16 protein-coding genes are annotated in these 26,588 nt (G+C 66.1%); 8 read left to right on the top strand and 8 right to left on the bottom strand.

What is annotated here, in order from left to right:
• Positions 1 to 201: 201 nt before the first annotated feature.
• The 6 genes from A9O65_RS06205 to A9O65_RS06180 are packed head-to-tail and all read right to left on the bottom strand — an operon-like array spanning position 202 to position 14,520.
• Entirely contained in the window at positions 202 to 1,530 is a 1,329-nt protein-coding gene (locus A9O65_RS06205) for an aminotransferase class I/II-fold pyridoxal phosphate-dependent enzyme (RefSeq protein ID WP_064698295.1), read from the bottom strand.
• Positions 1,527 to 8,969: a type I polyketide synthase gene (locus A9O65_RS06200; RefSeq protein WP_064701636.1), complete on the bottom strand. Its 7,443-nt coding sequence runs from the start codon at positions 8,967 to 8,969 to the stop codon at positions 1,527 to 1,529. The genes A9O65_RS06205 and A9O65_RS06200 overlap by 4 nt, the downstream gene beginning before the upstream one ends.
• Complete coding sequence (locus A9O65_RS06195; RefSeq protein ID WP_064701635.1) at positions 8,966 to 10,540, bottom strand: LTA synthase family protein; 1,575 nt, start codon at positions 10,538 to 10,540, stop codon at positions 8,966 to 8,968. Before A9O65_RS06195 ends, A9O65_RS06200 begins: the two co-directional genes overlap by 4 nt.
• Complete coding sequence (locus A9O65_RS06190; protein WP_064701634.1) at positions 10,537 to 11,301, bottom strand: SDR family NAD(P)-dependent oxidoreductase; 765 nt, start codon at positions 11,299 to 11,301, stop codon at positions 10,537 to 10,539. The genes A9O65_RS06195 and A9O65_RS06190 overlap by 4 nt, the downstream gene beginning before the upstream one ends.
• Positions 11,298 to 12,536 (bottom strand): capsule polysaccharide biogenesis protein, encoded by a 1,239-nt coding sequence (locus A9O65_RS06185; RefSeq protein ID WP_064701633.1) that lies wholly within the window; start codon positions 12,534 to 12,536, stop codon positions 11,298 to 11,300. The genes A9O65_RS06190 and A9O65_RS06185 overlap by 4 nt, the downstream gene beginning before the upstream one ends.
• Before the next feature lies 1 nt (position 12,537).
• On the bottom strand, positions 12,538 to 14,520 hold the full coding sequence (locus A9O65_RS06180; RefSeq protein WP_074749341.1) for a capsule polysaccharide biogenesis protein: 1,983 nt from the start codon (positions 14,518 to 14,520) through the stop codon (positions 12,538 to 12,540).
• Positions 14,521 to 14,961: 441 nt separating this feature from the next.
• On the opposite strand from A9O65_RS06180, the gene hemP reads away from it, so the two are divergent.
• The 7 genes from hemP to A9O65_RS06150 all read left to right on the top strand — a co-directional run bounded on the left by hemP (position 14,962) and on the right by A9O65_RS06150 (position 22,207).
• Positions 14,962 to 15,132: a hemin uptake protein HemP gene (gene hemP, locus A9O65_RS16900; RefSeq protein ID WP_073292044.1), complete on the top strand. Its 171-nt coding sequence runs from the start codon at positions 14,962 to 14,964 to the stop codon at positions 15,130 to 15,132.
• Between the two features lie 138 nt (positions 15,133 to 15,270).
• Positions 15,271 to 17,265, top strand: a complete 1,995-nt coding sequence (locus tag A9O65_RS06175; RefSeq protein WP_064701661.1) for a TonB-dependent receptor domain-containing protein — start codon at positions 15,271 to 15,273, stop codon at positions 17,263 to 17,265.
• A gap of 17 nt (positions 17,266 to 17,282) precedes the next feature.
• Positions 17,283 to 18,341: a ChuX/HutX family heme-like substrate-binding protein gene (locus A9O65_RS06170; RefSeq protein WP_064701631.1), complete on the top strand. Its 1,059-nt coding sequence runs from the start codon at positions 17,283 to 17,285 to the stop codon at positions 18,339 to 18,341.
• Positions 18,338 to 19,237, top strand: coding sequence for a heme/hemin ABC transporter substrate-binding protein (locus A9O65_RS06165; RefSeq protein WP_064701630.1), 900 nt, complete (start codon positions 18,338 to 18,340; stop codon positions 19,235 to 19,237). The genes A9O65_RS06170 and A9O65_RS06165 overlap by 4 nt, the downstream gene beginning before the upstream one ends.
• Complete coding sequence (locus A9O65_RS06160; RefSeq protein WP_367888824.1) at positions 19,228 to 20,271, top strand: FecCD family ABC transporter permease; 1,044 nt, start codon at positions 19,228 to 19,230, stop codon at positions 20,269 to 20,271. Before A9O65_RS06165 ends, A9O65_RS06160 begins: the two co-directional genes overlap by 10 nt.
• On the top strand, positions 20,265 to 21,023 hold the full coding sequence (locus tag A9O65_RS06155; RefSeq protein ID WP_064701629.1) for an ATP-binding cassette domain-containing protein: 759 nt from the start codon (positions 20,265 to 20,267) through the stop codon (positions 21,021 to 21,023). Before A9O65_RS06160 ends, A9O65_RS06155 begins: the two co-directional genes overlap by 7 nt.
• Before the next feature lie 341 nt (positions 21,024 to 21,364).
• Positions 21,365 to 22,207: a glycosyltransferase family 32 protein gene (locus tag A9O65_RS06150; RefSeq protein ID WP_064698305.1), complete on the top strand. Its 843-nt coding sequence runs from the start codon at positions 21,365 to 21,367 to the stop codon at positions 22,205 to 22,207.
• 62 nt (positions 22,208 to 22,269) lie between these two features.
• On the opposite strand, the gene A9O65_RS06145 is transcribed toward A9O65_RS06150, so the two are convergent.
• The gene (locus tag A9O65_RS06145) at positions 22,270 to 22,776 is read right to left on the bottom strand and encodes a hypothetical protein (protein ID WP_064701628.1); all 507 of its coding nucleotides are present in this window, start codon (positions 22,774 to 22,776) and stop codon (positions 22,270 to 22,272) included.
• A gap of 179 nt (positions 22,777 to 22,955) precedes the next feature.
• Here A9O65_RS06145 and A9O65_RS06140 point away from each other — a divergent pair, with 179 nt between their 5' ends.
• On the top strand, positions 22,956 to 24,545 hold the full coding sequence (locus A9O65_RS06140; RefSeq protein WP_064701627.1) for a peptide chain release factor 3: 1,590 nt from the start codon (positions 22,956 to 22,958) through the stop codon (positions 24,543 to 24,545).
• Between the two features lie 145 nt (positions 24,546 to 24,690).
• On the opposite strand, the gene A9O65_RS06135 is transcribed toward A9O65_RS06140, so the two are convergent.
• Positions 24,691 to 26,373 (bottom strand): AMP-binding protein, encoded by a 1,683-nt coding sequence (locus A9O65_RS06135; protein ID WP_064701626.1) that lies wholly within the window; start codon positions 26,371 to 26,373, stop codon positions 24,691 to 24,693.
• Positions 26,374 to 26,588: the final 215 nt, after the last annotated feature.

Below are 26,588 nucleotides of genomic sequence, written 5' to 3'. Positions count from 1 at the left end.
TCCACTTATTGTGTTGTCACCGGAATGTCTCCGGCGCATGGCTGGATACCTTAACGGCCCGCACCTTGGGGATGACAGCGAAGGGTCTGCATGGGGGTATGACAGTCACGCATGCCCTGGAAATCGATGAACGGACTTGCGTGCATGCAACGACAAGGCCCGGCGTGAGCCGGGCCTTGTCAACTGACGATCTGGCGCTGCCTAGGTTCGCGTCAGTTCCTCATCGAGAATCTCGAGGGTTTGGTCGACCTGCTGTTCGGTGTGCTCGCAGGAGAGGAAGAAGCGCAGGCGCGCGCTCTTTTCGGGCACGGCGGGGTGCAGGATCGGCTGGACATTGATGCCGCGTTCGAACAGGGCGTGGGAAAGACCGGCGGCGCGGGCCGAACTGCCGATGATCACCGGCACGACGGCGGCGCCGATGCTCTCGCCGGTGTCCAGTCCGAGAGCGCGGGCCTGTTCCAGGAAATAGCGCGAGATGGCTTGAAGGCGGCGGACGCGCTGCGGTTCCTCATGCATCAGCGCCAGCGCCTTGAGCGACGGGGCCGCGACCTGGGCGGGCATGCCGACGCTGTAGAGAAACCCCGGTGCCAGGTGGCGCAGGGTATCCACCAGGGCTTGGCAACCGGCGATGTAGCCGCCACAACCGGCCAGCGTCTTGCTCATGGTGCCCATCCAGATGTCCACGGCCTCGGGCGGCACGTCGAAGTGCTCGCGCAGGCCGCGGCCGTTCCGGCCCAGCACGCCGAAGGAATGCGCCTCGTCGACCATCAGCCAGGCCTGGTGACGGCGCTTGATCTCGACGAATCGGGGCAGGTCGGGCAGGTCGCCGTCCATGCTGTAGAGCCCCTCGATGACGATCACGACGCGCTCGAACTGGGGACGGTGGCGGTGCAGGAGATCTTCCAGGGCATCGGCGTCGTTGTGCGCGAAGCCCATCCGCCGGGCGCCGGAGAGCTGGGCGCCGACCAGCGCGCTGTTGTGGATGTATTCATCGTGGAGGATAAGATCTCCCGGCCCCAGCAGGTAGCCCAGGGTGGAGACGTTGGTGGCGTGGCCGCTGACGAACACCACGGCATCGTCGACCTGGTAGGTATCGGCGATGGCGCGCTCGAGCTCGCCGTGAATGGGGCGCTCACCGGAGACGATGCGGCTGGCCGACACCGAGCTGCCATAGTGCTGCACGGCGTCGATGGCGGCCTGGTTGACGCGAGGATCGCCGGAGAAGCCCAGGTAGTTGTAGCTGGCGAAGTTGATGACGTCCCGGTCGTCGATGCGGCTGGTGGCGCCGGCGTTGCCTTGATGGCAGCGGAAAAAGGGATCCGTCAGGCCGAGGCGGCGTGCCGCCTCGCGCATCATGGTCAACTGCTGATAGCCGGGGTGGGCATCGAAGCGGGTCAGCCGTTCCGGCACTTCGCCGGCGGACGTCCCGGATGCCTCGCCGTGTTCCGGCGCAGGGCGCGAACGCTTGCGCTTGCGCGCTCCCTCGAGAAGTTGGCGCTTGAGATCGTGGCGTGACGCATCCTGGCTCATCGGGTGGTCGTCTCCTCCGAAGGGGCGTCGGCAAGGGTCTCGGCATCGGCACCGTGGCGTGCCGCCAGCGAGGCCAGCTCGGCGTCGTCATCGTCGTCATCGGTATCGCCGCGCGTCAGGCGGTCGATCAGCACGCCGCTGAGTTTGTCGAGGGTCGAGGCCTCGCTGAGCACCATGACTGGCACGCGGACGCCGAGGCGCGACTCGATGGCGGTCATCAATTCCACGCCCATCAGCGAGTCGAAGCCCATGTCATAGACCGAACGATGCACGTCGATCTTGTCTTCCTCCACCAGCAGGATGCTGGCGAGCTCTGCCTTGAGCAGGTCGGTGATCGTGGCATGGAGTTCCTCGGGGGACAGTTCGGCCAGCAGGCGGCTCAGGTCCTGATCGCCATCGTCCTGTTGTCCCTCGTCGCCGGCGGAGCGGGCGATCTCGGAGAAACGTGGTGTCTCGGCGGTGGGCAGCGAGCGCGCCAGGGCCGACCAGTCCAGTTCCAGCACGCCAAGGCTCGGGCCAGGGGCGGCCAGCATGCGGCCGAGGACCTCGAGGGCGTCGTCGGCGCGCAATGCCGAGCCCCCGAGGCGTTCCTGCAGGGCATCGCGGGTTCGGGTGTTGCGGGCCAGGAAGCCGGCGTCCTCGATGGCGCCCCAGCGCACGCAGGTGGCTGGCAATCCCCTGGCGCGACGGTTGGCGGCCAGGGCCTCGAGCCAGTGGTTGGCCGCCACGTAGCTGGCCTGCCCGGGATTGCCGAACAGGGTGGTCGCCGAGGAATAGAGCACGAAGAAATCCAGGTCATCGTCCCGGGTCAGGGCATCCAGGTGGCGAGCGCCTTCGATCTTCGGCACCAGCACGCGGGCGATGCGCTCGTCATCGAGGTTGCGGATCAGGCCGTCCTCGATCACTGCGGCGGCATGGATGATGCCCTTCAGCGGCGGGTGTTCGGCACGGCAGCGTTCGAGCAGCGCAGCCAGGGCCTCGCGGTCGGCGACATCGCAGGCTGCGGCTTCCACGGACACGCCCTTGGCCTCGAGGGCGGCGATACCCTCGGCAGCCTCGGGTGAGGCCGCACCGCGCCGGCCGACCAGGACCAGATGGCGGGCGCCACGTTCGGCGAGCCACTGGGCGCTGCGCAGGCCGAAGCCGCCGAGGCCGCCGGTGACCAGGTAGGTGGCCTCGGCCGGCAGCTCGGGGGCGGCCGAGGTCGTGGTGTTGTCGGGGGCGGGGCTCAGGGGCTGGTCCTGGGTCACCACCACCTTGCCGATCTGGCGTGCCTGCTGCATGTAGCGGAAGGCCTCGACCACCTGGCGATTGCTGAAGGCGGTGTAGGGCAGCGGCGTGAAGGTGCCGTCCTCGAACAGCGCCATCATTTCGCCGAACAGCGTCTGGGTGAGGTCCGGGCACGCCTTCATCAGCTGATCGGAGTCGATGCCGAAGTAGCTGAGGTTGTTGCGGAAGGGCCGCAGGCCGATATGGGTGTTCTCGTAGAAGTCGCGCTTGCCGAGTTCCAGGAAGCGACCGAAGGGGCGCAGTACGCGCAGGTTCTGGTTGATTGCCTCGCCGGCCAGGGAGTTGAGGACCACGTCGACGCCGCGCCCGTGGGTATCGGCGAGAATTTCCTCGGCGAAGGTCAGCGAGCGCGAGTCGTAGAGACGCTCGATGCCGCTCAGGCGGAGGAAGTCGCCTTTCTCTTCGGCGCCCACGGTGGCGTGGATCTCGGCACCGAGCCAGCGTGCCACCTGAATAGCGGCCAGCCCGACGCCGCCCGCGGCGCCATGGATCAGCACGTGTTCGCCGGGAGAGAGGCGGGCGAGATGCTTCAGCGCATAGTAAACGGTAAAGAAGGTCGTCGGGATCGTCGCCGCCGCGGCGAAATCGATACCGGTAGGCAAGGGCGCAATGGCGTGGTGGCTGGCGATCAATCGGTCACTGAAACTGGCCGGACCGAACCCGACCACGGCGTCGCCCGGTGCGACTCCTTCGACGCCAGGCCCGAGCCGCTCGACGACCCCGGAGAACTCCAGCCCCAGCGTCGGGCCGGCGAAGCCGTTCTCGATGGCTTCGTCGGAGAGCAGGCCCAGGGTATACATGACGTCACGGAAGTTGAGACCGGTGGCCTCGACGCGAACCTCCACTTCGCCCTCGCCGGGTTCCGGTAGGTCGGTCGGCTGCCAGGCCAGGTGGCGCAACTGGCCGGGCAGCGGGAAGCCGAGTGTCATGGCGCTGCGCGGGGGTGCTGGCGCATCCGTTGCCGTGCCCGGCGCGGGCAGGATACGCAGCCGGGTGGCGAAGCGGGTTCCTCTGGCGTCGATGACCACTTCGGTCTCGTCATCGGGGGCGACGAGCTCGTCTCCCAGTGCCTGGAAGGCGTGCGTTTCCAACTCGCCGCCGGGCAGGTCGAGCAGGCGCACCTGGAAGCTCTGGGCCTCGTTGGCCAGGGAGCGTCCGAAGCCCCAGAGGGCGGCGTCGTCGCTGAGGTTCGCGCTTGCCGGCGAGGCCGAGGCATCGCGCCAGAGATCGGCCACGTCCCGTGTGAGCAGCCATAGCGTCGGCATGTCGTGGCGGGACTCGAACGCGGATGCCCAGCGTACCGCCTGCTGACAGCGCTCCAGCCCGGTGCTGCGCAGGTCGACGATCTGTTGGGCCATGTCGGCCTCGCTGGTATCGCCGACAGCCGCGCGATGGCCTCGGCGTTCCAGGTCGGCGGCGAGGCGTTCGGCAAGCGCGCGATGTTCATCATCGGCGATCAGCAGGTAGTCGGTCGGCGGTGTCTCGGTCTCCACGATCTCGCCGGGCAGGCGGGCGGCAATGAGATAGGCGCCGGCCTCGTCTTCCAGCGGCATCGAGAGAACATCCTTGGCGCCGAGAGCGGCCAGCTGCTCGGTGACGTCGTCGGGCTCGCAGGCCGAGGGCGTCGTGCCGTCACCGGTCAGTCCCGGCGAGGCCAGCAGGGTGTCGAGCCAGGCGGAGGGGGCGACGCCAAGCAGCAGCATGCGGGCATCGGGTGCCAGGCGCTCGGGAAGGGACTCGATCAGGCGGTGGCTGAGGTCACGGTTGGTGACATCCAGCGATACCAGGGCCAACTGGGCCTTGCCCGGGCCATCCTGTGGCAACCGCTCGCACGGCGCTTCCAGCGCTTCGACCTCGATCAGCGGCTGACGCTCGCGCAACTGCTCGGCATGCTGCCAGGCGAGCTCGCCGGCGGTGAGGATGTGGTAGTCGCAGCGATCGGGATCGACCAGCTCGGCGAGGCGCTCACCCAGTGCCGGGGCGCTGACGCCGGCCTCGAGCAAGGTCAGGCGTTGCCCTTCAGGCAGGTGCGCCAGGGTATCGGCCAGGGCATCGCCGAGCGGCGAGGTGATGGCGCGCCAGCCCTCGTGACCGATCAACTGGCGATTGAGGCGCGTCAGGCGGTCGCTGTCGAGGCCGATGTCGGTGGCGTCGCGATGGCCTGCCAGCAGGTCGCGCAGGTTGAGCCCGAAACGCCCGAGCCGGTGAATGGGGCCGATGTGACCTGGATAATCCTGGGCCAGCAGGCGCCAGATGGTAGTGGCGTCGACCTCGTCGTCGCTTTCGATGCGCTTCCAGCCATCGCCGTGGCGCTCGAGCCGGCCGGCGTCCTCCAGCAGGCGCAGCAACTGGTCGAGCAGCGGGCGGGCCTGCGGGTGCGTGCTGGCCAGGGCCTGGTAGCGGTCCTGGCTAAGGACGCCATCGCTCAGTTCGGCGTCGAGGGTCTCGGCGGCGAAGGCCTCGGCCAGCCGGTCGAGCAAGGGCGCTACTTCGCTGGCATAGCGCTGTCCGGTGGCCTCGGCATAGCCATCGACCAGCCCGGGCATGGCGGCCTCGAGCGCGGAGAGGTCCGCCGGCTGACGGTTTGCGGGGCGTGGCGCCGGTGTCAGGCGCACGTCGAGATGGCTCAGCGTCTGCTCGGCTGACTGGGTCAAGCGGACTGCCTTGAAGCGGGTCTCGCTGACCACGGCAACGGCCCGGCCCTGTGCGTCGAAGAGCTCGAAGTCGGCGGTGAAGGAATAGGGGGCGCGCTTGAGCAGGCGGGCACGCGCCAGGCTTGGGTGTCCGGCCTCCGGCGTCCACTGGATGCGCCCGACACGGACCGGCACATAGGCCATGCCTCGCGTATCGTGCCCCTCGCGGGCCAGCAACGGCAGGAACAGCTGGAAGGCGCTGTCGAGGATGCCGGGATGCAGGTGCTGCAGCGCGAGTTGTGCTTCGATCTCGGGTGTGAGGTGCACCTGGCCGATGACGCCGTCGTCCTCGATCCAGGCGCGGTCGATGGCCTGAAAGGCTGGACCATAGTCCAGGCCCAGTCGGCTGGCCATCGCCAGGTGCTCGTTCAGCTCCAGGTCCGGTGCCCGCTCGGGGAGTGCCGGGGCGACTCGCTCGAGCATCAGGCCGCGGCTCTGGCTCATGATGCGGGCCGTGGCATGTAACTGCCATTCCTCGCCGACGGCCGGTTCCCGCGAGTGGATGGTGACGCGGCCGTCGTCGGGGGCGATGGCCAGCCGGGTGAGCCGGCCGTGCGGCCCATCGAGCATCAGGGGCGCCTGGATCTCGAGTTCCTCGACGTCGAGTGGCGTCGCCTCGCGCCAGCTGGCAGCGGCGGCCAGGGCCAATTCGATGAAGCCGGCGCCCGGGAAGATGGCGGCGTTGCCCACCACGTGGTCCGCCAGCCAGGGCTGGCGACCGGTATCGAGCTGGCTTTCCCAGGTCAGGGTGTGCTGTGCCAGGCGGTAGCCCAGCAAGGGGTGTTCGTAGTGGCGTGCCAGCAGCCCCAGGGCGTCCGAAGTGCTCGGCATCGTGTAGGACTGGCGTTGCCAGGGATAACGTGGCAGCTCGGCGAGCTGCCCGGTCACCGGGAACCAGTGGTCGGTGTCGGTGGCGAGTCCCGAGAGCAGCGTCTGGCCGATGGCGCGATCGAGGCAGACGGGGCCGGGCAGGTCGCGCTCCAGGGTGCCGATGATCAGGCCATCGAGCTCCGCCTCGCGCAGCGCTTCGCTCAGGTAGCGCTTGAGGATCGGGTGGGCCCCGATCTCGATCAATACATTGGTGCCGTCGGCAATGATCGCCCGAGCGGCGGCGTCGAAGCGCACGGGCTGGCGAATGTTGTTCCACCAGTACTCGGCATCGAGTCGCTCGCCGTCGAGCTCCTCGCCGGTCACCGTCGAGATGTAGGGAATGCGCGATTGCCGGGGGCGAAGGCCTTTCAGAGCGGCGATCAGGTCGTCGCGGATGGGGTCCATGGCCGGGCTGTGGAAGGCGTAGTCCAGCGGCAGGCGCTTGGCGAAGTGACGCTGGGCGGCGAGTTCGGCTTCCAGCCGGGTCAAGGCCTCGGCAGGGCCGGCCAGGGTCACGCCCTGGGCACTGTTGGTGCCGGCGAGATGGACGTCGCGATATTCGGGACGTTCCAGATAGGTGGCAATGGCTTCGGCGCCGAGGCCCACGGCGGTCATTTCGCCTTGCCCGCGGGTCAGTCCCTGGAAGTGGCTGCGCAGGTAGATCACGCGTACGGCGTCTTCCAGCGACAGGGCGCCGCAGGCCCAGGCGGCGGCCACCTCACCGACGCTGTGGCCGGTGACGGCAATGGGCTCGATGCCCTGGGCGGCGAACATCCGGGTGATGCCGACCTGCACGGCGAACAGCGCCGGCTGGGCGATCTCGGTGCGCACGAAGCGCTCGCTGCCGTTGTCGCCCCTGAGTTCGGCACGCAGCGAGAAGTCGGCGTGACGCTGGAAGAGCGCGTCGACCTCGTCGATGGCGGCGGCGAAGACCTTGGAGTCGGCAAGCAGGTCGCGGCCCATGGTTTCCCACTGGCAGCCGTTGCCGTCGTAGATGAAGGCGGGTCCCTGGGCGGCCTCGAGACGCCGGCCGCGGATCACCGGCCGCTTGCCCGGGTCCCGCTCGGGATCGGCGAAGGCCGCCAGGCGCTCGGCGGCGTCCTGCTTGTCGGTGGCGAACAGCAGGGCGCCGTCGGCATGATGCTCGCGACGGCGATAGAGGGTATCGGCGATGTCGTAGAGGGAGCTGTCGGTATCGCGCAACCAGTCGGCCAGTTGGCCGGCCATGGTCCGCAGGGCCGGCTCGCCCCGCGCCGAGAGTCGCAGCGGCAGCGGCTCACTGGAGGCGGGCGGCGTGAGCGGCGCCGGTGCCTCGGGCGGACTCTCGAGGATGACATGGGCGTTGGCGCCGCCGAAGCCGAAGGAGTTGACGCCGATGACCAGGCGACCCTCCGGCTTCAGTGCGCGGGCCTGGGTGACGACCTCGAGGTTCCAGTCGTCGAACGCGATCCGGGGATTCGGGCGGCGGATGCCGATGGTGGCCGGTACCTCGCGATGGCGCAGGCTGTAGAGCGCCTTGGCCAGACCGGCGACGCCGGAGGCGGTTTCCAGATGGCCGAGGTTGCTCTTCACTGAGCCGATGGGCAGCGGTGTCTTGCGTCGCTTGGCCAGTGCCTCGCCGATGGCGCGGGTCTCGATGGGATCGCCCACGGCGGTGCCGGTGCCGTGGGCCTCGAGATAGTCGATCTCGTCGGGATCGATGCCGGCCTGCTCGTAGACCTGGTGCATCAGGGCGATCTGGGCATCGGGGTTGGGCACCGTGAGGCCCTGCTTGTGGCCGTCGGTGTTGACGGTGGAGCCGGCCACCACGGCCAGGATGGTATCGCCGTCGGCCAGGGCCTGGTCGTGTTCCTTGAGCAGGAACATGCCGGCGCCTTCCGAACGCACGTAGCCGTCGCCGTCGGCATCGAACACCCGGCAGCGGCCTGTGGGCGACAGCATGCTGGCCTTGGAGAAGATGACGAAGCCGTAAGGATGCAGGTGCAGGCTGATGCCGCCGGCCAGTGCCATGCTCGTCTCGCCGCTGCGAATTGCCTGGCAGGCCTGATGGAAGGCCACCATCGACGAGGAGCAGGCGGTATCCACGGACATGCTGGGGCCGTGCAGGTCGAACAGGTAGGAGAGCCGGTTCGAGGCGATGCTCGAGGTGTTGCCGGTGGCGGTGGAAGCGTCGATGGCCCCCATGTCGCCAGTGTATCGATAGGAATAGTCCAGCGCCGCGACGCCAAGGAAAACGCCGCACTGGCTGCCCCGCAACTGCGAGGGCGGTACGCCGGCGCTTTCCATGGCCTCCCAGGTCAGCTCCAGGAGCATGCGCTGCTGGGGATCCATGTTGGCCGCCTCACGAGGCGAGATGCCGAAGAAATCGGCGTCGAAGCCACTGATGTCTCCCAGGCTGCCGGCCGCGAAGGTCACGCTGGTGCCGGGGTTGCGCTTGTCGGGGTGCTGGAAGACCTCATGGCTCCAGCGGTCGGCCGCTACCTGGGTGACCAGGTCCTTTTCGGCCCGCAGGTCCTGCCAGAAGCCTTCCGGGGTGGTTCCCGGCATCCGGTGGGCGACACCGATGATGGCCACGCGTCTTGTCATGCTTGCTCCCGATGATCCTGGTTCCAGCCGTCATGGGCGCGTTGCGCCTCGTGGATGACGGCCTGCCATATCCGTTGACTCAATTGCACTGCCTCAAGTGGCGTGGACGCCTGGGGCCGGTCTGTCCGGCCATGGCTCGACCACAACAGATAGGGCGTGTCGCCGTCCGGCTCGCCATAATGCCGATAGACCTCGGGCATGATCGGCACATGGTCGCCATACCAGCACAGTAGCCCGGCCCGGGGCATCGCCTCCAGTTGCTGGCGCAGGCGTCCGGCCATGCGATCGGCATTGCGCAGGTGGGCCAGATAGCTGGCCAGCTCCCCGCAGTCGTCCGGCAGGGGCGGCGCGCCCGGGGCCAGCAGGTCGCGGGCCGCGTTCTCCGCCCGGTTGTCGAATTGCAGTGGGCCGTGATTCTCCATGGTGATCACGAACACGAATAGCGGCTCATTATCCGTTTCATGGAGCAGACTGCCAACCTTGTCGGCCAGTGCCAGGTCCCCGACGTACTGGCCGCAGTAGTCGTCGGGCCCGAAGGCTCGAATGTCGATGAAGTCATCGAAGCCAAGGCGCGGCATGACCCGGTCGCGCTGATAGAAGCTGGCCGCATAGGGATGCAGGCAGACCGTGCGATAGCCGAGCTGTCGCAGCTCGGCCGCCAGACTGGGTACCGAGCGCCGTGCCAGCTGGTGATAGGGATTGAAGCGGTGAATGCCAAGCGTGTCCTGGTCGAGTCCGGTCAGCACCGCCGTTTCGGTGCGCACCGTGTTGGCGCCCCAGGCCGGCACGCGAAGACGGCCCCGGGCCAGGGCCTGCTCGGTCAGGGCGTCGAGCTCGGGCAGCAGATCGTCGCGCAGGCCGCCGTGCCAGGGGCGCGGGTCGAAGAAGGACTCGCTCTGCACCACGACCAGGTGCGGGAGTCGCGCGGTGTCCGGTACCGGCTCGGGCACGGGCGCATAGGGCGAAGCAGATACCTCAAGCGGGCGTCGTGCCATCAGGCCGTAGGCCCAGAGCGCGCTGAACAGTCCCAGGCGGCGGGTATCGTCGAGGGGATCGAGCCGGCAGGCCGGCAGGTAACGTAGCCCGGCGACCAGGGGGAGTATCGACAGCGCGATGATCAGAACCGTCCCGAACAGGAAGGCGCCCGCGCTATGGCGGGAGGACAGCGTGGGTTCGATGACCAGAAAGCCGATGATGGTGGCCAGCCCCGCCAGGCTGGCGCCGATCGCCAGGCCGATGCCGAAGAAGGGCACGTAAAGGCGCGGATGGCGGATGGCGTCGAGAAAGTACTCGAAGTCCTGGCACAGGAAGGGTTCGCGCAGGGTCTTCGACTTGGTATTGCTGGATTGCACCACCACGAGCTGCAGGGCGAGGAAGAGAACCAGGGCGAACCAGGGCCGTTGCAGTACCAGCACGAAGCCCCCGTAGAACACGCCCCAGGTGCCCAGGTGGACGGCCAGGGCAGCCAGGGAACGGCGCCAGGGGGCTGTCGTGGGAGGACGTAGCGCGGCTTCGGCGATGAAGGTGCCGAGCAGGCCCAGGCACCAGGGCAGGAGCAGCGCCTGTGTCATGAAGGCCTCCCGTAACCCATCACACCGAGCAGACGCTGGGACAGGCCTGCCGGCAGCACTGCCAGGCTCCAGCACCCCAGGTTGAGCGGGAAGGGAAAACTCACGCGTGCCCGGTTGCGCTCGATGCCCCTGGCGATGCGGCGGGCCGCGCGCGGGGCGTCGATCTCCCAGGGCTTGGGGCCGGGCATGGCCTCGCACATCGGCGAACTGACATAGCCGGGCATGACCACGGTCACCCCCACGCCGCGTGGTGCCAGCCAGCCGCGCAGGGCCTCGCCATAGGCCTTGATGCCGGCCTTGCTGGCGCTGTAGCTGGGGGTCACGGGCAGACCGTGCCAGGCAGCCAGGGAGCTGAGGAAGACGATCTGGCCGTGGCCACGCTCGGCCATGCGCGGTGCCAGGCGCTCGGCCATGGCCATGGGCGTGCGCAGGTTGATGGCCAGCAGGCGGCTGGTGGCCTCCCAGTCTTCCATCTCGCATCCCGGTTCGGCATGGAGGTTCTGACCGGCGTTGGCGATGACGATGTCGGGCAGTGTCAGATGTTCCAGCCATTCGGTGAGGGCGGCGTCATCGGTCAGGTCCACGCGGCTTGTCTCGACATCGGCGCCCGCCTGGCGACAGGCGTCGGCCACGGCATCGAGACGCTCCAGGTCGCGCCCATGCAGGATCAGATGGGTATCGGGCGCCGCGTAATGTCGGGCCAGGGCGCTGCCGATGGCGCCGGTGGCGCCGGTGATCAACAGGCTGCGGGGTGCGGTCATAGCAAGGCCTCGAGCGGTGAGATGGCGGCTTCGAGCCTGGCCGCGACATTGTCGACGGCCAGTTCGATCCCGGTGTCGCAGTAGTAGCCTCCGTTGAGCTGAACGGTATGCATGACCGTGCGATGAAAGCAGCGGAACAGTTCCTCGTCCGGCGGCGTGCCCTGGCGCCAGAACTCGTCCAGCCCCCCTTCGAACGTCAGGCCGTCGAGCCGATAGATCGGTCGGCTCAGGGCGATGGTCGGACAACGGTGCTCCAACGCTACGATACCCGAGGTGCTGTTCACCGTCACGATACCGGTGGCGGCCTTGAACAGGACGTTGAGATCGCCGGACTCGAGATAGACGGTACGCCCGACGATGTCGTAGCGCTTCTCGAGGCGCTCGATGAGTCCAGCGTAGTTGATGAGGCCCATGTCCAGCGGGTGGTTCTTGATGCACAGCAGGCTGTCCGCCGATGCATGGCGGGCGAAGGAGGCCATGACGTACTCGATCACTTCCGGCATGTCGGCGAAGCTCGAGTGATTGCGAATCTGGGCGTCGCCATTGAGCTGCAAGGGCAGTACGAAGTAGGGCCGCTTGCCCTCGGTCAGGGCGCGGATGCGTTCGGCATCGCGGGGCTTCCACCAGCGTAGCTGGGTGAAGCGCTTGAGATAGCCGGCATATTCGATCGGCGCGGTGACCGGTGCGTGGTTGCGATAGCGCGGGAACAGCACCGGGTTGGCGAGGCCGGCCAGGTGGTAGAGCACGTCGTGGGTGGCGCGTCGCTTGAAGGAGGTCTGGAAGCGCTTGACCGGTGCCGGCTTGGGCAGGCGGCGGCCGACCTCGAGGTACCAGCTCGCGTCCTGCGGTAGCAGCGAATAGCCGTTGACCCCCTCGCGCTCCAGGGTGATCCAGTGGGGGCGAAAGTAGCCCTCTTCGAGCACATGGTTGCGAATGCCCACTTGCCTGGCCGCCTCGGCGGCAGCCAGGTGCACGGGGCGCTGGTCGCCGAACAGCAACTGGTCGGTGACGGCGTATCGTTCCCAGAGTCCTGCCAGGAAGTCCGGCAAATCGCTCGGCCTGCCGCGAAAGGCGTGGCTCGGGCCGGCATGGCGTGACCAGTAGGCGACGTCGCCACCGGCGAACTGGACCTTGGCGACATGATGGCCATCGGCCCTCAGCCGCTTTGCCAGGCGAGGGAAGAAAGGCGAACAGACACCCTGCAGGAACAAGAAAGAGCGTTTCGGCGAATTCACGTCAATGCCTTCCGATAAAGATATTGCGGTACCAGCGATACAGGTGCGTTCGCCACGCCGGGCGAGGGTGTTCGGCTCGGCGCTGTTCCAGCAGGGCCACGACGGTTTCGGCGTTACAGAGCCGGCGACTGCCTGGGTCGACATACAACGGGTAGAGGATCAGGGTGGCCGCGACCAGAGCGTCCAGGTCGAGCGCTCGACGACGCCTGGCGCAGGTATGGCGGTCCTCGGTCAGTCCCCAGCCTGCGTAGAACGGCATTCCGTAGGTGACGACGCGTCGTCCCCGCAGCAACGCTTCGAATCCCGCCAGGGAGGACATGGTATGGACCTCGTCGACCATGTCCAGCAAATCGACGATATCGACATCGCCGACCTCGAGGTCATACAGGCGCTCGTCGTCCCGACTCAAGGCACCGAGGCGTGCGCCGGTGACCACATCGGGATGTGGCTTGTAGAGGATGTGGGCATCGGGATTGGCCTGGCGCACGGCGGCGAGCAGGGCGCTGTTGGTGCGAATGTCGAACGTTCCGTGGGCAATGGAGGCGTCGCTCTCCACCTGCCCCGGTACCAGTAGCAGGCGACGGCCTTCGGGGCGCTGTAGGTGTCGGGCGCCGGGGACGTTGTACTTGGAGAGGCGCAGAGCGACCAGCCGTTCGCGCAGTCGGGCGGCTCGTTGCAACAGGGCGGGCGAGAAGGTCGTCTCGTTGAGCAGACGCTCCAGCTCGCTCTGGCGGTTGGCGTCGTAGTGGATGCCGAGTGGATCCAGGACCAGGGAGAGTGGGCGCGCCAGGTCGACGCCCAGACCGATGGAGCGCAGAAAGCCGTCTTCCATGCGCCAGAGGGTGTGACCCCGGGCACGGCAACGCTCCTCGGCGGCGGCGTCCAGCCGTGAGGCCCAGCACAGGATTCGCTCGTCGCGCGAGGCGTCTTCCGGAGGACGATCGTGGCGCAGGTGGCGGACGTCGGCGCGATCTCCGAGGAAGTCGCCGACGAAACCGCGTTTCCATGACGAGAGGCCATAGGTGACCCAACGCCCCGACAAGCGATGCTGCTGGCGTGCCTGGTCGCCGATCAGTTCCAGGGCTTCTTCGAAGTCGGTGGCCTGGCTGGTATAGGGGTTGGCATAGCGCGCATAGCGCAGATAGGCCGCCGCGAAGAGCTGTTCCAGCGAGCGCTGGGTGCCGCGACGCGAGCAGTGTCGGCGATCATCGGTGAGTCCCCAGCCGGCATAGAAGGGCACGCCATGGCAGACAACGTGCTTGCCGGCCATCAAGGCCTCAAAGCCCATCTGGCTGCTGACTACATGCACGCAATGCACGGCATCGAGCAGCGACCAGGGATTCAAGGGCTCGCCGATGAGGCGACAGCCCGGCCGATTGCCGGCTTCCAGAAGGTGCCCTTGTTTCTTGCCGGCGATGACGTCGGGATGGACCTTGACCAGGATTTCCGACTCGGGGTGTTCCGCCTGGGCGATATCCAGCATGCGCTCGAAGTCGTCGGCTTCGGCCAGGCCCCCGGCGATGGAGGCGTCGCCGGCTGTCTGGTCGACGACCAGCACGCGAGGGCGGTCATCCTCGAACAGGCGACGGTCCGGCGCATGGTTGTACTTGGAAAGGCGCAGGTCGCGCAGCCGCTGAATGCCTCGCCTGGCTCGGGCCAGCTCCGCCTCGGACAGGGCATCGCCAGCCAGGATCAGGTTCTCCAGCGTCGAGGGGCGGGTAGCGTCGTAATAGATGCCGAGGGCGTCGACGACAAGACTGTGGGGCGGGTAGCCCTCGACACCGAGCCCCCATGAACGAAGAAAACCGTCCTCGATGGCCACATAGGGTAGCCGGTGGCGGCTGGCATGCTCGCGGGCCTTGCGCGAACTTGGCTTGAGGCCCCATCCGGCCACCGCGCCGGCATGGCGTGCACTCGGCGAGCCAAGGTGGCAAAGCCGCTGGAATTCGGGCAGGCAGGCGCGCAGCGTCGGCAGAGCGAGCATGCGCCGGGTCGCGACGGCAAGGGTTCCTGAGGCTGTCGTGGCCAAAAAGACAATCCTTTGTAGCTTGGGCGTTATTCGATGCTTGACCTTTTGCGTTGTGCATCCACTGCACCGTGAGCGGTCTCACTGCTTCGAGAGGGCAATCTCCATATCGCTTGTGATCGGCTGCCCGGCGCGCGTCGCCGAGGCGCACGGGGCCGGCGGTTGGCCGTGCCACCACCGTGGATGATGCTATGTGTCGGCATGGTAGGCCTTGCCGACGCGATTCTATGTGAACGTGTATGAACACGCGCAAAATCGCAAGTGTATCAGGCTGATAGCGATTTGGCTCGGTGTCTTGAGTAGACGATGTGGGAATCATGGCGCCCTTGAAGGGTGAGGAGGAGAGTGGTATAAATCATTTTTGATAATCGTTATCATTAACAAAAGGGATTTCGTCTCATGAACTCTCGGAGAGAGTCTCCGTCGACGGTCACGCGCCGAGAGGAGGATACCAAGGCCATCGACAGTCAGGCGCTGCTGGGGCGTGACGGTCGCCTCATCATTCACCACGAGGGGCGGCGTTATGTCCTGAGGCGAACGCGGTTGGGCAAGCTGATTCTGACGACGTGAGCCCCGCCGATCATCACGAGACGCATTATGAATCCTGTCGCTCGAGACCCGACGCTCGAGCATGCCAGCCAGGTGCGGTGTCGCCGCTCCCAGCCAGCCATCCGAACCACCAAGGAAACTGCCTGGGAGCCCTGGCTTATGAAACCCACTCATTCCATCGCCACTGTCATGGCATGGAGTCTGCCGATCCTCGCCACCCAGGCGGGGGCGGATGCAACACCCGAGACATCCGCAGCAGCTCTGGACAACGTGACCGTCACCGGCACGCGCCTGCCCGGTGATCCGTCCCGTGCGCCCTTGATCCTGGATGTCATCGACCGGGACGATCCGGCGCTGTCCACGGCGTCGAGCATAGAGGACGTGCTGTCACGACAGCCTGGGTTGCATGTGGCGGGCAGCGGTCGCCGCAACGGCCAGACCTTGAGCCTTCGTGGGTTCGATTCCAATGGCGTGCAGGTGCGACTCGATGGTGTCCGCCAGGACATCAATACCGGCCATCTGGGCACTTTCTATATCGACCCCTGGCTGATACGCGAGGTCCAGATCGCTCGTGGCGCCCTGTCCAGTCTGTATGGCAGCAATGCCATGGGCGGGGTGGTGAGCTTCGAGACAGTGGAGGCATCGGATCTGCTGCGGCCGGGCGAGCGCGGCGGCATGCGACTGTCGCTGGGCGGTGCCACCGGGCGCGACGAGCTGGGGGGCGCCTTCAGCGCCTTCGGGGAGCAGGATACGGCCAACGGGCCAGTGGATGGCCTGGTGTCCGTGGGGCGTCGCGATTCGGGAGATATCCGTCGCGCCGGCGGGCAGGAGGCGCCCGAGGATGCCGAGCTCGATAGTCTACTGCTCAAGGGTGGCTGGCGACCCGATGACGAGAATCGGCTGTTCGCCCAGTGGCAGCGCTATGACGAGACGTCCACCCAGCCAGCCAACCCGCAGCAGCTCGATGTCGAGGACGACCCTCGGCGACGCCAGGTGACCAGCGACAACGTGCAATTGGGCCACCGCTGGCGTCCCGCCGCTGCCAGCGAAGTGACATCGCGCCTGAGCCTCATCCGCCAGGAAATCGACGAGGACGATGCCAATCGGACCCTGGAACGCTGGGGGCTGCAGAGCGATGGATATCACCGCATCGAGCATGGCTGGCTGACCCAGACCCTGGTGTACGGCGCCGAGGTGGATCGTGCCAGCCAGCGACCGGGAGGCGGAGCCTCGGGCTTTCCCCATGCCGATATCGACACCCAGGCCCTGTATCTCGAGGACACCCTGACGGTCGGGCGTCATCTTTCCGAGGGCGGCGTCGGTGTCTTCGATCTGGGGCTGGGCGCGCGTTATGACCGTTATGACGCCGAGGATGCCGCCGGTCGCGAGACGGAGGAAACCCAGCTCTCGCCGAGGCTGCGGCTGTCCTGGCGTCCGGTGCGCGGGCTGATGCTCTATAGCGGCTACGCCGAGGCCTTCCGGGCTCCGAGCCTTTCCGAACTGTATGCCGATCAGCGGCATTTCGCCGGCTTCTGTCCTGCGCCGGGTTTCTGCTTTCCCGACAACCACTGGGTTCCCAATCCCGACCTGCAGCCGGAAACCAGCCGTACCTGGGAGAGTGGCGTTGCCTGGGAGCGAGGCGACTGGGCGTTGCGTGCCAGCTATTTCGACACCCGCGCCGATGACTTCATCGACAGCGACGTGGATATCGCCGCCGGCACGACACAGGCCATCAACGTCAATCGCGCACGGCTCTGGGGCTTCGATGCCCGCCTGGCCTGGGAACCCGCCGATTGGCCTGAGCTGAGGGCCTTCGCCGGCCTTTCGGAGGTCTCGGGCAAGGATCGGGACAGCGGCGAGCCTCTGGGCAGTGAAACGCCGCTGGAAGCCACGCTCGGCGCCGATCTGGACCTGCTCGACCAGGCGCTCACGCTGGGCTGGAGGGGGCGTTTCGCCAATTCCTATGAGCGTCCGGATGGCGAGGGCACGTTGCCTGGTTACGGTCTGCACGACCTGCAGCTGGCCTGGCAGGTCACGCCGGCCCTCAACACGTCACTGCGCCTGAGCAACCTCGGCGACAAGGTGTGGTACCGACCCAGTGGCGCACTCGGTGATGGGCGCAGCCTGTTTGCATCCATCAATCTGCAATGGTGAAAGGGGAGGTCACGACCATGAGCGTTTCTCGAATCTCCAGTACGGCGCGCCGCCGCGCGATTCTCGATGCCTTCGACGCGGTACGCGAGACGTCGTCGACCCAGCCTGTGGAACGCATCGCACGTCGCCTGGACATCAGCGCAGGAGAACTGCAGGCGGCACGCATCGGGCGCGACACCTGGACGCTGTCGCTGGCACCTCGCGAACTGGCGCGACGCTTCGAGGCACTGGGGGCGGTCGAGGCGAGGACGTGCTCGCCGGCAGCGACCTTGGTCCAGCGAGGGCGTTATCCACGCCTGGACGGCAGCGATGCCGCTGGTCTGCTGCTGGCCCCGGGCGGGCTGGACCTGCGGCTGTTGTTCTCCCATTGGCACTGGGCTTGCCTGGTCAGGGAACGTCCGCGCTGTGGCTCGATCGACTGGCAAGTGCAGGTCTTCGATCAGCATGGTCGCATGCTGCACAGCTGCCGCGCCCTGGACACGGCGCTGAGCGAGGGCTGGACGAAGCTGTTCGAAGTCGCCACCGAAGAAGAACCGGCCTTCACCCAGGAAATGCCGCGTCCGATCCGGGAGCTGCCCGATACCGAGGGACTGGCCGAGGACTGGGGGGCCATGCGCGATGTGCACCAGTTCTTCAGTCTGCTGCGTCGTCATGGCCTTGAGCGGCACGAGGCCAACGCTCTGATGGAAGGCCACTTCACCGAGGCCCTGGCGCCGGCGGCAGTGGAGAATGTGCTGCGCCGGGCCAGTGAGCAACGCTTGCCATTGATGTGCTTCGTCTCGAGCCCGGGCTGCGTACAGATTCGCACCGGCGCCTTGCCGTTGCCCGAATGGCGTGATGGTCGCCTGAGCGTCTCCGATCCGAACTTTGCCCTGCGACTCGACGAGGCCGCCATTTCACGTGTATGGCGGGTACACAAGCCCAATGCCGACGGCGGGGTGACCAGTCTCGAGGCGTTCGATGAGCAAGGGCAGATGATCCTGCAGCTCTATGCCGAGCGTCGCGAGGGGCAGGCGGAGCGCGCCGACTGGCGGCGGTTGCTGGAAGCATTTCCGCGCTGGGAGGCCGTGGCATGACAATGACGAGAGGCTGGGTCGGGCAGGCCGTTCTGCTCGGCATCTGGCTGTGCATGACGATGCCGGCGCTGGCTGACGATGACCGCTGGGTGGTCCTGGGAGGCGATATCGCCGAAACCGTGGCGGCGCTGGACGCGACCGACCGCCTGGTAGGGCGGGATGACACCAGCCTGTATCCCGACGAGGTGGCCGCCTTGCCCTCGGTAGGCTATCTGCGCCGCCTCTCGGCGGAGAGCGTCTTGTCGCTGAAGCCGGATCATATCCTGGCCAGCGACGATGCCGCCCCGGCGGAAACTCTCGATCAGTTGAGAGCCGCCGGCGTCAGCGTCGAGGTGATCGAGAGCCCTGACACGCTGTCGTCGATTCCCGGCAAGGTCAAGGCCGTCGCCGGGACACTGTCCCTCGACGCACGGGGGCGTGAACTGATCGCATCCCTGGATCATGAGCTCGAGGCGCTGGCCGCCCTGCCCGAACTGCCGGCGACTCGGGCCATGTTCATCCTCAGCCATGGTGGCATGACGCCCATGGTGGCGGGGCGAGACACCGCGGCACAGGAAATGCTGGAGACGGTGGGGGTCGAAAATGCCTTTTCGGGCATGGAAGGCTACAAGCCGGTCGGTGCCGAGGCCCTGGCGCGCCAGGCTCCCCAACTGGTGTTGATATCGCGCCGCGGGCTGGATGCCTTGGGCGGTGAAGACGCGCTATGGGCGATGCCGGGGCTCGACATGACGCCGGCCGGTCGCGACAAGCGCTTGCTGGTGGTCGACGATCAGGGTTTGCTCGGGTTCGGGCCGCGCACGCCTTCGCTGTTGCTGGCACTGCGCGAGCGTCTCGATGCCTTGCTGGCCGGGGACGACACGGCGCTGCTCGAGCGGGAGGCACCGCCATGGACATGACGCTGCCACGCACCGGGCAGAATAGGGTGCCGCGGCGTCGCCTCAGGCGCCGACTCGGCGCGTTGGGTGGCCTGTCGGTGGCCCTTCTGCTGGCCCTGGCCTGGGCCGCGGCTTCCGGTTCGCTGGGCCTATCGCCGCTCGAGCTCGTGATGGGTGAAGTACCGGCGATGGACTGGCAGGTCTGGTGGCAACTTCGCCTGCCACGCTTGCTGCTGGGTGTGTTGGTCGGCGCCATGCTGGCAGGCAGTGGTGCGGCCATGCAGGGACTGTTCCGCAATCCGCTGGCTGATCCGACCCTGCTGGGGCTGGCCAGTGGCGCGGGGCTGTGCGTGGCGGTCTGGGTGGTGCTGTTCCCCGCGAGTGACGCCTTCGGGCTTTATGGCCAGTTCGTGGCCGGTTTTCTGGGCGCGCTCGGGGTGTGCCTGCTGGTCTTCGGACTGGCGCGGCGGCGCGTGGGCAACGGTGCCGTGCTCACCTTGCTGCTGGCAGGGCTGGCCATCAATACCCTGGCTGGCGCCGGTGGCGGCTTGCTGGCCTTCCTGGCCAGTGACGAGCAGCTGCGCCAGCTCAGCCTGTGGGGCATGGGCAGCCTGGCGCATTCGCTCTGGGGCGCAACCCTGGTGGCGCTCGTGCTGGTGCCGCCGGCGTTGCTGGTGTTGCTGCGCCGCTCGCAGGATCTCGACCTGCTGCAACTCGGCGAGGCGACGGCTCATGCCGCTGGTCTGGATGGCCGGCGGCTGACGCGCCAGGTGGTGGCCGCGACTTCATTGGGCGTCGGCGTCTGTGTGGCGGTGAGCGGAATCATCGGGTTTCTCGGCCTGCTGGTGCCGCATTGCCTCCGATTGTGGCTGGGGCCGGGGCATCGCCTGCTGTTGCCGGCTTCCATGCTGGGAGGGGCGCTGTTGCTGGTGGTGGCCGATGGACTGGCCCGTGTGATGGCAATGCCGGCAGAAATGCCGGTGGGGTTGCTGACGAGCCTGTTGGGAGGACCGTACTTTCTTTATTTGCTGCTGCGCGGGAGGCAGGGATGCTGAGTCTCCATCATGCTGGCTTGATCGATCTTCCCAGCCTGTCGCCGCTGCACGGTGACGTGACGCCTGGCGAGGTGCTGGCCATCGTCGGCCCCAATGGCGCCGGCAAGACGACATTGTTGACGATGCTGTCGGGCTTTCGGTATTCGCAGCTGGGGCCGGTCACCCTGGATGGCTGGTCCCTGGAGGCATGGACGCCAGCGGCGCTGGCCGGGCGCCGGGCGCTGGTTGCCCAGTTCGAGCCGAGCGGGTTCGACTGGCGGGTGCGCGACCTGGTGGTGCTGGGGGGTGACCCGGGACCCGAAGCGGTCGCGGAGATCATACGACAGCTGGAACTGGCCTGCCTCGCCGAGCGAGGTGTGCTGAGCCTGTCCGGGGGCGAGCGTCAGCGGGTCATGGTGGCCAGGGCCCTGTGCCAATTGGCTGCAGCGCGTCGCGACCAAAACCGGGATGGCGGCCTGCTGCTGCTGGACGAGCCGACCAGCGCCCTGGACATCGGCCAGCAGCAACGCATGATGCGCCTGCTGCGGCGGCTGGCCGTGGAACGCCACATGGCGGTGGTCTGCGTGCTGCATGATCTCAACCTGGCCGCAACCTACGCCGATAGGGTCTGGCTGATGGCGGCGGGCAAGCGGGTGGCGCATGGCGCGCCGAGCCAGGTGCTCGAGGTCGAGCGTCTGGCCCTGACCTATCGTGTCGAGCTGCAGGCGCTGGACAGGGCCGGGGCAGCGCCCTGGCTGGCCCTGAAGCCATGAGGGGCGGGGCGGTGGTCGAGGTGTCCGGATCGTGATCGATCCGCCCGAGTTGTCGTGGAACTGCCATATTGGTCTGTCACGCTGGAGCGCGTGAAGGCCGCAAGTTTTGTTCAAGATCGCGCAAGGGTAGCAATCTCGCCATGTCAATTTCGCGTATACTGTGGTGTTTTGCGATCATCGTCCTCGGGGTGCAGGTCGTGAGTGGGTGTTCGCCCATTCCGGATGCCCCGGGACCGATCGGTATTCCGGGGGTGTGACAGCTCTGCCCGAAGTGCCGCTGCGAGACGTCCAGGGAGAGGGAAAGTGAAGAACGAGAACCTTGCCAATGGGGAGCCGACGACATGACAAGGCATTCGCCTTTTGCCGGGGCCATGTTGTCGAGACACGTCGTCGGTCGTCTGATCAAGCTGACGGGCAATGTCTTCAAGCTGCTGAGCTATCCCTTTCACTGGTTGCTGCCCGACAAGCGCTTCACCCTGCCGGCACAGGCCGCGCCCCTGATTCAGCCGCGCCGCCCTTCCGTCATTCCGAGAACCCTGTGGCAGACGAACTTCACGAACCGGGTGACGCTGCCGGTCTATCTGAATTATCTCTGCAACCGCTTGATGGCGCCGACCTTCGAGTATCGCTTCGTCTCGACCGAGGCGCGTGCCGACTTCATCGAGGCGAATTATCCGGCCGATGTGCTGCGACGTTATTCACGCCTCCAGATCGGTGCCGCCCAGGCGGATTTCTGGCGGGTGTTGGTGCTGCATGCCCAAGGGGGCGTCTACATGGACATCGACGCCCATCTGACCTGGCCGCTGGACCGGGTGTTGGGGGCCGAGAGAGAGGCCTTGTTCGTGCGCTCCCGAAAGGGCGGATTGACCAATTACTTCATCGCCAGTCGGCCAGGAACGGCCGAATTGAAGGCCGTGTGCGAGGCGATCGATGACAATATCGCCGGTAACCGTGAGTGCGGCGTCTTCGACATGACCGGGCCCGGCGTCTTCAATCGGGTGCTGGATATCGCGTCGGTGGACAGCGCCTCCTATCGTTTCTTCTGCCTGCAGGGCAGCTTCACCAACGAACGCTTCCAGTATGTCGACAAGCCCCAGGGCAAGTGGACGCGGGAGCAGAAGGTCGTCGGTGTGCTGAGTCGGGAGGAAGGCAACGAGGCATCAAGGGGTATCGAGAGACGCTGACGTGGCGTGAGCGATTGGTGTCGGTGCGGATGCAGGTCGCGTCAACCGGCTGGGTGGGCGCGTCATTCGCGATCCAGGTCGATCGCGTGGATGCGCCAATGCCGGGCCTGCTCGCTGCAGCCCGGTACATCGTTGCAGCGCTTCAGCGTCATCGTGCCTGCATGCGAGAACGGCTCGCCACGTCGTGTGCCTGATACGCGAATCGGGACTTTGGCATAGAGGGTTCCCGCCGCACCTTCCGTCCGGGCAGCGCCCGTCACCTCGCCGTCGAATGACCGGTAGGCAAGCATGGATGTCGCGAAGAGATCGCGTCCGCCCTCGTGAGTTGGGGTGTCCGTGGCCCAGATGTCATAGGCCTGATCGAATGCCCCTGTCTCGAGCCGATGGAAGTAGCGTTCACTGATCGAGGCGGGGTCGCCTGCGGAAACGCCGCCCCTGGGGGTGGTCGCGGCGGCAGGCGCTGGTTGTGGCTCCGGCATTGTGGCTTCGGGGGCGCAGGCGGCAAGCGAGCCGCATAACGGGAGTAGCAGGAAGGCAAGCATCACATCTTGCCGGCCGGGTCGATGCATTGTGGGCTCCTGTCCGTGGGTTGGGCGCCGCGCAGTGATACGAGAATTGCGTCTGCTGCTCGGTGCAGCGTAGCACCGGCTCGGGCTTGCCGGTACAATCGGCGCATTCCTCATCCATACTCGCCTGGCTGCTTTCGGATTGGAGTACAGGGGCAAGTACAAAGTAGAGCCACGTTGTAATGACAGACGCCAAGCAAGCCCATGAAACCGGGCTTCGACGTACCTTTGCGATCATCTCGCACCCCGACGCGGGCAAGACCACCATCACCGAGAAAATGCTCTTGTTCGGCAATGCCATTCAGATGGCGGGGTCGGTGAAGAGCAAGCGGGACGATCGTCATGCCACTTCCGACTGGATGAAGATGGAGCAGGAGCGGGGCATCTCCGTGACCACCTCGGTGATGCAGTTCCCCTATGGCGGGCGCATCGTCAACCTGCTCGACACGCCGGGGCACGAGGATTTCTCCGAGGATACCTACCGCACCCTGACGGCGGTGGATTCGGCCTTGATGGTGATCGATGGCGCCAAGGGTGTCGAGGACCGCACCATCAAGCTGATGGAGGTGTGCCGGTTGCGCACGACGCCGATCCTGACCTTCATCAACAAGATGGACCGCGACATCCGTGACCCCATCGAGGTGATGGACGAGGTCGAGGAGGTGCTCAACATCCAGTGTGCTCCCATGACCTGGCCGATCGGCATGGGGCGTCACTTCAAGGGGGTCTATCACCTCTACAATGACGTGATTCACCTCTATACCCAGGGACAGGGCAACCGTATCCCCGAAGACAAGCGGATCGAGGGGCTCGACAATCCCGAGGTCGACAAGGTCCTCGGTGAGGATGCCGCCGAGGAACTGCGCATGGAGGTCGAGCTGGTGCGCGGGGCGTCCCACACCTTCGATCACGGCGCCTATCTGAGGGGCGAGCTGACGCCGGTCTATTTCGGCACAGCCATGGGCAACTTCGGCGTGCGCGAGATGCTCGACGGGTTCGTCGAGTATGCCCCGTCCCCGCAGCCCCGCGAGACCGACCAGCGAGTCGTCGAGGCCGAGGACGGCAGCTTCAGCGGCTTCGTCTTCAAGATCCAGGCCAACATGGATCCCAACCATCGCGACCGCGTAGCCTTCCTGCGGGTGTGTTCCGGCAAGTACGAACGACACATGAAGATGCGGCACGTGCGGATCGGCAAGGATGTGAAGATCGCCGACGCCCTGACGTTCATGGCCTCGGATCGCAGCCATGTGGAGGAGGCCTGGCCGGGCGACATCATTGGCCTGCACAACCACGGCACCATCCAGATCGGCGATACCTTCACCCAGGGCGAGAACATGCGCTTTACCGGCATTCCTCACTTCGCCCCGGAGTTGTTCAAGCGCGTGCGCCTCAAGGATCCGCTGAAGATGAAGGCCTTGCAGAAGGGGCTTCAGCAGCTCTCGGAGGAGGGCGCGACTCAGGTGTTCATGCCGCTGGACAACAACGACCTGATCCTCGGTGCGGTGGGTACCCTACAGTTCGATGTGGTGGCTCATCGTCTCAAGCAGGAGTACAAGGTCGACTGCATCTACGAAGGCATCAACGTGCAGACGGCGCGCTGGATCCAGTGCGACGATCCCAAGATGCTGGAGGACTTCAAGCGCAAGGTCAGCGGCAACCTGGCTATCGACGGCGGCGGTTACCTCACCTACATTGCCCCGACCCGGGTCAACCTGCAGATGACCCAGGAGCGCTGGCCGGATGTGCGCTTCAATCATACGAGGGAGCACTAACCAGGCCGTGCCCGGGCACGGCCTGGAGCTGTAAGCGATAAGCTTGAAGCTGGAAGAAAAATCAGCTGCCTCCCCACCTGGTCCGTTTGGTTTGGGCCTTGGGGTTACTTCCAGCTTCCAGCCGCGAAGCGGCGCTCTTCAAGCTTCAGAGCCCCAACTCATGCACGGCTTCCTCGCGCATCTTGAACTTCTGGACCTTGCCGGTGACGGTCATCGGGAATTCGTCGACGAACTTCACGTAGCGGGGAACCTTGAAGTGGGCGATGCGTGTCTGGCAGAACGCCTTGAGTCCTTCCTCGTCGAGGGTTTCACCCTCGCTCAACTTGACCCAGGCCATGATCTCTTCGCCGTACTTTTCATCGGGCACGCCGATGACTTGGACGTCGGAGATGGCTGGGTGTGTGTAGAGAAAGTCCTCGATCTCCCGCGGGTAGATGTTCTCGCCGCCGCGGATGATCATGTCCTTGATGCGGCCCACGATGGCCACGTAGCCCTCGTCGTCCATGGTGGCAAGGTCGCCGGTGTGCATCCAGCCGGCTGCATCGATGGACTCGGCGGTGGCCTCGGCGTTGTTCCAGTAGCCGAGCATCACGCTGTAGCCGCGGGTGCAGAGTTCGCCGGGTTCGCCTCGCGGTACCACGGCACCGTCGTCCGGGCTGACCAGCTTCACCTCGAGGTGAGGGTGAATGGTGCCCACCGTGGTCACGCGTTTCTCGAGCGGCGCATCGGTCTGGGTCTGGAAGCTCACCGGGCTGGTCTCGGTCATGCCGTAGCAGATGGTGACTTCCTGCATGTGCATCCGCTCGATGACTCGCCGCATCACCTCGATGGGGCAGATGGAGCCGGCCATGATGCCGGTACGCAGCGAGGAGAGGTCGAAGCGTTCGAACTCGGGATGCTCCAGCTCGGCGATGAACATGGTGGGGACGCCGTAGAGGGCGGTGGCGGCTTCCTCGCTGACGGCCTCGAGCGTGGTGAGAGGGTCGAAGCCATCGCCGGGATAGATCATGGCGGCCCCGTGGGTGACACAGCCGAGATTGCCCATGACCATGCCGAAACAGTGGTAGAGCGGTACCGGAATCACCATCCGATCGGTTTCGTCGAGCTTCATGGTGCGGGCCACGAAGAACCCGTTGTTGAGGATGTTGTGATGGGAAAGCGTGGCGCCCTTGGGCGCGCCGGTGGTGCCGGAGGTGTACTGGATATTAATCGGTTCGTCGAAGTCCAGGCTGGCCTGGATCTCGGCCAGGCGTTCGACGGAGACCTCGTCGGCGCGCTGGAGCATGGCTGACCAGCGCCACATGCCGGGCAGAGCGCGCTCATCGTCGAGACAGATGACCCGTGCCAGCTCGGGAAGGCGTTGCGAGTGCAGCGAGGAGGTGCTTCCGGCGTCCTCGAGTTCGGGCACCAGCTCGGCCAGGGTCGCGACGTAGTCCGAGCCCTTGAAGGCACCCTGCAGGATCAACGTCGAGGTGCCCGACTGACGAAGGGCATATTCCAGCTCGTGAGTGCGATAGCTCGGGTTGATGTTGACCAGAATGGCGCCGAGCTTGGCGGTGGCGAACTGGGTGATGGTCCATTCGGCGCAATTGGGTGACCAGATGCCCACTCGGTCGCCTTTCTCGACGCCCAGAGCGGTCAAGGCACGGGCCGCACGGTCGACGGCGTCTTGCAGGCTGCGCCAGTTGTAGCGCAGTTGCTGATGGCGACAGATCAGGGCATCGCGTTCGGGAAAGCGGGCTACGGTATCGTCGAAACAGTCGCCGATGGTCTGCCCCTTCAGGGGTGTGTCGCTGATACCGCTGACATAACTGATGTGGCCTAACATGGCGGCTCCTTTTGTTGTTGGATCGTGGCGATGCCGCTATTAGCTTGAAGCCGGAAGCTTGAAGCCGGAAGTAACTCCATGACCAGAACTTGGGGTAGAGGGGAATGGGTTTTTCATGGGTCATCATCTAATGTAGTGGGTGCTGGTTCCAACTGGCCTTCAGTTCCTGTCTCTTCTACACATATCAGAGCCCACGAGACCGCGGATGAAATCGT

This window comes from Halomonas caseinilytica (genome assembly GCF_001662305.1).
In the GTDB taxonomy this organism is placed as follows: Bacteria; Pseudomonadota; Gammaproteobacteria; order Pseudomonadales; family Halomonadaceae; genus Halomonas; species Halomonas caseinilytica.
The sequence above is the reverse complement of the archived record's forward strand: the minus strand, read 5'-3'. Positions and strand labels throughout refer to the sequence as shown.

What these genes read in the sequence shown, in the direction of transcription:
- hemP (WP_073292044.1), top strand. Translation starts at nt 14,962, where the DNA reads ATGAACTCTCGGAGAGAGTCTCCGTCGACGGTCACGCGCCGAGAGGAG.
- A9O65_RS06145 (WP_064701628.1), bottom strand. Translation starts at nt 22,776, where the DNA reads ATGCATCGACCCGGCCGGCAAGATGTGATGCTTGCCTTCCTGCTACTC.
- A9O65_RS06195 (WP_064701635.1), bottom strand. Translation starts at nt 10,540, where the DNA reads ATGACACAGGCGCTGCTCCTGCCCTGGTGCCTGGGCCTGCTCGGCACC.
- A9O65_RS06205 (WP_064698295.1), bottom strand. Translation starts at nt 1,530, where the DNA reads ATGAGCCAGGATGCGTCACGCCACGATCTCAAGCGCCAACTTCTCGAG.
- A9O65_RS06200 (WP_064701636.1), bottom strand. Translation starts at nt 8,969, where the DNA reads ATGACAAGACGCGTGGCCATCATCGGTGTCGCCCACCGGATGCCGGGA.
- A9O65_RS06190 (WP_064701634.1), bottom strand. Translation starts at nt 11,301, where the DNA reads ATGACCGCACCCCGCAGCCTGTTGATCACCGGCGCCACCGGCGCCATC.
- A9O65_RS06165 (WP_064701630.1), top strand. Translation starts at nt 18,338, where the DNA reads ATGACAATGACGAGAGGCTGGGTCGGGCAGGCCGTTCTGCTCGGCATC.
- A9O65_RS06135 (WP_064701626.1), bottom strand. Translation starts at nt 26,373, where the DNA reads ATGTTAGGCCACATCAGTTATGTCAGCGGTATCAGCGACACACCCCTG.
- A9O65_RS06180 (WP_074749341.1), bottom strand. Translation starts at nt 14,520, where the DNA reads ATGCTCGCTCTGCCGACGCTGCGCGCCTGCCTGCCCGAATTCCAGCGG.
- A9O65_RS06160 (WP_367888824.1), top strand. Translation starts at nt 19,228, where the DNA reads ATGGACATGACGCTGCCACGCACCGGGCAGAATAGGGTGCCGCGGCGT.
- A9O65_RS06175 (WP_064701661.1), top strand. Translation starts at nt 15,271, where the DNA reads ATGAAACCCACTCATTCCATCGCCACTGTCATGGCATGGAGTCTGCCG.
- A9O65_RS06155 (WP_064701629.1), top strand. Translation starts at nt 20,265, where the DNA reads ATGCTGAGTCTCCATCATGCTGGCTTGATCGATCTTCCCAGCCTGTCG.
- A9O65_RS06170 (WP_064701631.1), top strand. Translation starts at nt 17,283, where the DNA reads ATGAGCGTTTCTCGAATCTCCAGTACGGCGCGCCGCCGCGCGATTCTC.
- A9O65_RS06140 (WP_064701627.1), top strand. Translation starts at nt 22,956, where the DNA reads ATGACAGACGCCAAGCAAGCCCATGAAACCGGGCTTCGACGTACCTTT.
- A9O65_RS06150 (WP_064698305.1), top strand. Translation starts at nt 21,365, where the DNA reads ATGACAAGGCATTCGCCTTTTGCCGGGGCCATGTTGTCGAGACACGTC.